Annotated in this window: 5 protein-coding genes and 1 riboswitch; of the genes, 2 read left to right on the forward strand and 3 right to left on the reverse strand. The window is 55.1% G+C overall.

Annotation, left to right across the window (positions count from 1 at the left end):
* Window positions 1-1,812, reverse strand: a 1,812-nt coding sequence (btuB, locus tag ACW14G_RS22115) for a TonB-dependent vitamin B12 receptor BtuB (protein ID WP_455648810.1), incomplete at its 3' end; no start/stop codon positions are given.
* 66 nt (window positions 1,813-1,878) lie between these two features.
* Window positions 1,879-2,065, reverse strand: a riboswitch (cobalamin riboswitch).
* 114 nt (window positions 2,066-2,179) lie between these two features.
* On the opposite strand from btuB, the gene trmA reads away from it, so the two are divergent.
* Window positions 2,180-3,280 (forward strand): tRNA (uridine(54)-C5)-methyltransferase TrmA, encoded by a 1,101-nt coding sequence (gene trmA, locus ACW14G_RS22120; protein ID WP_163448615.1) that lies wholly within the window; start codon window positions 2,180-2,182, stop codon window positions 3,278-3,280.
* A 49-nt stretch (window positions 3,281-3,329) separates the two neighbouring features.
* On the opposite strand, the gene ACW14G_RS22125 is transcribed toward trmA, so the two are convergent.
* Together ACW14G_RS22125 and fabR are read right to left on the reverse strand one after the other, a co-directional pair.
* Window positions 3,330-3,683: a YijD family membrane protein gene (locus tag ACW14G_RS22125; RefSeq protein ID WP_249022513.1), complete on the reverse strand. Its 354-nt coding sequence runs from the start codon at window positions 3,681-3,683 to the stop codon at window positions 3,330-3,332.
* Between the two features lie 15 nt (window positions 3,684-3,698).
* Window positions 3,699-4,334: an HTH-type transcriptional repressor FabR gene (fabR, locus tag ACW14G_RS22130; protein ID WP_064540299.1), complete on the reverse strand. Its 636-nt coding sequence runs from the start codon at window positions 4,332-4,334 to the stop codon at window positions 3,699-3,701.
* A gap of 197 nt (window positions 4,335-4,531) precedes the next feature.
* On the opposite strand from fabR, the gene ACW14G_RS22135 reads away from it, so the two are divergent.
* The coding region (locus tag ACW14G_RS22135; protein ID WP_455648811.1) for an FAD-dependent oxidoreductase at window positions 4,532-5,213 on the forward strand (682 nt) is incomplete at its 3' end.

The following is a 5,213-nucleotide window of genomic DNA, read 5'->3' on the forward strand; positions in this document are numbered from 1 at the left end:
TTGGTAGCCATAAACTGTCTCGTAATCTTTATCGAACAGGTTGGCTATTTTACCACGAACTGTCAGGTGTGAGGTGACCGGATACGACAATCCGATATCCCAGAGGCTGACCCCACCCATTTTGACATCCCGACCATTGTCATAGTCGTTGTCGTAACGCTCCCCGAGGTACTGGTACATGACGTTCCAGCCAAGGTCGGCGACTTGCCCGGTCAATTCATACTTCACCTGCTGCTTGGCGCGGCGGTAGAGTACTTTATCCGTCTGGTCATCGCGCGGGTCGACATATTGCAGCGTCAGGTGGTGATCCACCGGGCCGGTAGTGATGTTGCCCGTCCACTCCACGCCTTTAATGGTGGCCGACTTCACGTTGATATACTGATTGTTCTTGTAGTCAATCAGGTTCTGGATTTCGTAATGGTAGGCGGAGAGACGCCAGTCAAGCGGCCCGGTTAAACCCTCCAGACCCGTTTCCCACTGCTTAGACTCTTCCGGTTTCAGGTTTGGGTTAGCGGCGATGCCGGGACCATAAGAAGAAGCAAAGCGCGTTGCACCGAACTGCTGGCCCAGCGAAGGCGCCAGGAAACCCGTGCCATAGGAGAGCGTCGCGCGATAGCCATCGACAAACTCCCAGCCCGCGGCGGTCTGCCAGGTACCGTGCCAGCCGAACTGCTCATCGTGATCCTCACGTCCGGACGCTTCCAGCGTCACCGCGTCAATCTGCTGCTGCCCGGTCAGGTACAGCCCGGTGGTATCACGTTTGTAAGTATCCGAGAGAGTTGTACTGCTGGACGTCAGCTTCTCCTGCTTCCAGTCCACGCCGCCGCTAATCGCCCCGTGCCCGACTTCAACGTTATTACCCCACTGGATGTAGCGCTGCTCCATATCATCCAGCGTAGCGTCACCCGCATAGCGACCGAGATCATTACTGTAGTTGTAATTCTTCAGACGCTGGTAGTTGGCGATCAGTTGAGAGGAGTAGATACCGGAGTTGTAGCGCAGGCCGGTGTCCCAGGATTGGTTGTAGCTCTGACTTTCGTCATTGCCACCCGCATAGCCGTATGAGCCCTGATCGTAGTCGCTGTTGGCGGTATAGCCATAACCGCGGAAAAAGCCGGAGAAATTATCGTCGAACTTATGCTGCACGCCGCCGAGGAACAGTTTATTACGATAACCGTCGCGATCGCTGTCGCCGCTGTAAGGGGAGTTTGGCTGAACGTTGAAGCCATTCGTCGTCTGGTAAGCGCCCGCCGCGGTCACCACCGTGTCGCCGAAGCGTTTGTTCACCGCGCCGTCGTAGGTTTGATAGCCATCGGTCCCCACGCCTGCGTTAATCTGCGCGCGTTCATTGTCGCTCATAGTAATGATATTGACGACACCACCGATGGCTCCGGAACCATACACCGCTGAACGCGGCCCGCGAATATATTCCACGCGCTGCACCAGTGAAACGGGGATTTGGCTGATATCAATACCGTTGGAAATGCCCGCACGCGCCATCGGCACGCCGTCAATCAGCACCAGAACATGACGTCCCTCAGTACCACGGACATAAAGAGAGCTGCTGTTACCCATGCCGCCGGTCTGCGAGATATCCACGCCGGGAAGTCGGCGCATCACATCATTCAGGTCTTTTGATTGCCAGCGCTGAATATCATCACGCGTGACCACGTCGGTCGGCGCCAGCACAGTATTCACAGGTTGTTGGAAGCGATTAGCGGTGACCACTAACGTGTCTGAATTGCTGTCCTGCGCCCAGCCGGAAAAAGCCGTGACGGATAACGCCGTCATCAGCGAAGCTTTTTTAATCATTTTTCAAAGCATCCGAAACAGAAAAAGGATGCCGCAGGCTTTATCAGTTGCTCGCGACGATAAAACCTCATGCGACGTCATCCGGCAGGTCTTCGGGCTTGGAGGCTATATAGAGAAACGATGACTTCCCACGGCAAGCCGCAGTGTCTGCACTTCGTGCGCTCGTCTCTCACCATCCTTACCGCTGCGCGTCAGCCCCAGATTTACACTGGATTCCCTTTTAACTCACAGGACCGGTACGCGAATGCTACATTTAGTTACATATAGATGTCCAGACTGCTATTTACGATTTTCACCTGCATCGATACTGGACATCCCCTGAGCAGGCCCTACAATCCCCGCGTACTTTTATTATTCAGGATGCATCATGACCCCCGAACACCTCCCAACCGAACAGTACGACGCACAGCTCGCCGAGAAAGTGACTCGCCTGCAAACGATGATGGCGCCGTTTAGCGCACCCGCGCCGGAGGTGTTCCGCTCGCCGGTCAGCCACTACCGCATGCGCGCCGAATTTCGCATCTGGCACGACGGCGATGACCTGTACCACATCATGTTCGACCAGCAGACCAAAAGCCGCATCCGCGTCGACGCCTTCCCAGCCGCCAGCGAACTGATCAACACGCTGATGACCGCGATGCTCGACGGCGTGCGCGAGAACCACGTCCTTCGTCATAAGCTTTTCCAGATTGACTACCTCACCACGCTGAGCAATCAGGCGGTCGTCTCACTGCTGTATCATAAAAAGCTCGATGACGCATGGCGCGAGCAGGCCGAAGCGCTGCGCGATGCGCTACGTGCCCAGGGGCTGAATGTGCACCTGATTGGCCGCGCGACGAAAACCAAAATCGAGCTGGATCAAGATTATATCGATGAGCGCCTGCCGGTGGCGGGCAAAGAGATGATCTACCGTCAGGTTGAGAACAGCTTTACCCAGCCGAACGCCGCCATGAACATCCAGATGCTGGAGTGGGCGCTGGACGCCACAAACAATTCACAGGGCGACCTGCTGGAACTGTACTGCGGCAACGGCAATTTCTCGCTGGCGCTGGCGCGTAACTTCAACCGGGTGCTGGCCACTGAAATCGCCAAGCCGTCCGTCGCGGCGGCGCAGTACAACATTGCCGCCAACCAGATCGACAACGTGCAGATTATCCGCATGGCGGCGGAAGAGTTCACTCAGGCGATGAACGGCGTGCGGGAATTTAACCGCTTGCAGGGCATTGATCTGAAAAGCTATCAATGCGAAACGATTTTCGTCGACCCACCGCGCAGCGGGCTGGATAGCGAAACGGAGAAGATGGTGCAGGCGTATCCGAACATTCTGTACATCTCCTGTAACCCGGAGACGCTGTGCCAGAACCTGGAAACGTTGAGCCAGACGCACAAGGTGTCACGCCTCGCGCTGTTCGACCAGTTCCCGTATACCCATCATATGGAATGCGGCGTGCTGTTAACGAAGAAGTAAGACTGAAGGTAGGCCGGATAAGCGTAGCGCCATCCGGCCTGGGCGATAATTACGATTCCTGCCTGCGGTTACGCAACTTCACGCCAATCCAGAAGACCATCGCTACCGACAGTACCGCCGGGAAGAAGTTAGAACCGATATCCGGGTACTCCGCACGCACCACGGTGCTATACAGCAACACGCCAAGGATAAAGCAGCCAGCCGCCAGGACAGGCAGCCCTACCGGCATCGTGCGGTTCTGGTAGCGCTGATGCAGGCAATAGACCGTCAGCACCAGCGAGATAATGGGAAAAATGGAGAAAGGTACAATGGAGCTAAACAGGGCTGCAAACGTGCCGTTAATCGATAAGCCAGCTAACAGCGCCAGCAGCAGCGTACCCTTTTCTTGACCTGACTGTTTCATTGCTCGTTTACCACCTTATTCGGACTGATGTGTCGTCTTCTCTTGTTCACGGCGATACCAGTAGTATGCGCCTTTGGAGATCATCCGTAACTGCAGCACCAGCCGCTCTTCCAGCTGTCGGCGCTGCTCAAGGCTAACATCCAGAGCCTCCGCTCCCGCGCTAAATACGATTGTCACCATCGCCTCTGCCTGCGCTTCCGTGAACGCACGAGGCATATGGTTTTCGATTTCCAGATAGTCAGCAAGTTCCGCAATGAAGTGCTGAATTTCACGCGCCACCGCGGCGCGGAAGGCGGCAGACGTCCCGGAACGTTCACGCAGCAGCAGGCGGAAGGCGTTCGGGTTGTTACCAATAAATTCCATAAAGGTTGAGACGGAAGTGCGGATCACGCTGCCACCTTTGGCGATACGCTGGCGTGCCTGGCGCATCAGCTGGCGCAGCATCAGGCCGCTTTCGTCGACCATGGTCAGCCCCAGCTCGTCCACATCACGGAAATGGCGATAAAAGGAGGTTGGCGCAATTCCCGCCTCACGCGCGACTTCGCGCAGGCTCAAGCTGGCAAAACTACGTTCAGCACTCAGTTGACTGAATGCCGCTTCGACCAGCGACCGCCGGGTTTTTTCTTTTTGTTGCGCTCTAACACCCATCACGATAACTGAATCCTTCCACATGACATGCTGGCACTATACCAGAGATTAAAACGAATCGACTTACGTCGCTTTGTTAATGATTGTTTACATGCTATTTATGCTATTTCGTATGAAAAAAGCCCAACGATAATTGGGTTATATCTTCGATGATGTTATGATTCTGTTGCTTTTATGTATAAGAACAGGTAAGCCCTACCATGCCACATTCCTACGATTATGATGCAATAGTAATTGGTTCCGGCCCCGGCGGCGAAGGCGCTGCTATGGGTCTGGTGAAGCAAGGAGCCCGTGTCGCCGTTATTGAGCGTTATCATAATGTCGGCGGCGGCTGTACCCACTGGGGTACCATCCCGTCCAAAGCTCTTCGCCATGCCGTCAGCCGTATTATCGAATTCAACCAGAACCCTCTCTACAGCGACCACAGCCGACTTCTCCGCTCTTCCTTTGCCGACATCCTGAATCATGCCGATAGCGTTATCAATCAGCAAACTCGCATGCGTCAGGGTTTTTATGAGCGCAATCACTGTGAAATGCTGCAGGGAGACGCCCGTTTCGTCGATGAACACACCATCGCGCTGGAATGCCCGGACGGCTCCGTTGAAACGTTAACCGCCGATAAATTCGTGATCGCCTGCGGTTCACGCCCGTATCGTCCGGCCGACGTGGATTTCACTCATCCGCGCATTTACGACAGCGATTCCATCCTGAGTCTGCACCACGAACCGCGCCACGTCATTATCTACGGCGCCGGGGTTATTGGCTGCGAATACGCATCTATCTTCCGTGGCATGGACGTGAAAGTTGACCTGATCAACACCCGCGACCGTCTGCTGGCCTTCCTCGATCAGGAGATGTCAGACTCGCTTTCTTATCACTTCT

Source organism: Kluyvera sp. (genome assembly GCF_965301105.1).

Coding starts and splice junctions, on each gene's coding strand:
- trmA (WP_163448615.1), top strand. CDS start 2,180: ATGACCCCCGAACACCTCCCAACCGAACAGTACGACGCACAGCTCGCC.
- ACW14G_RS22125 (WP_249022513.1), bottom strand. CDS start 3,683: ATGAAACAGTCAGGTCAAGAAAAGGGTACGCTGCTGCTGGCGCTGTTA.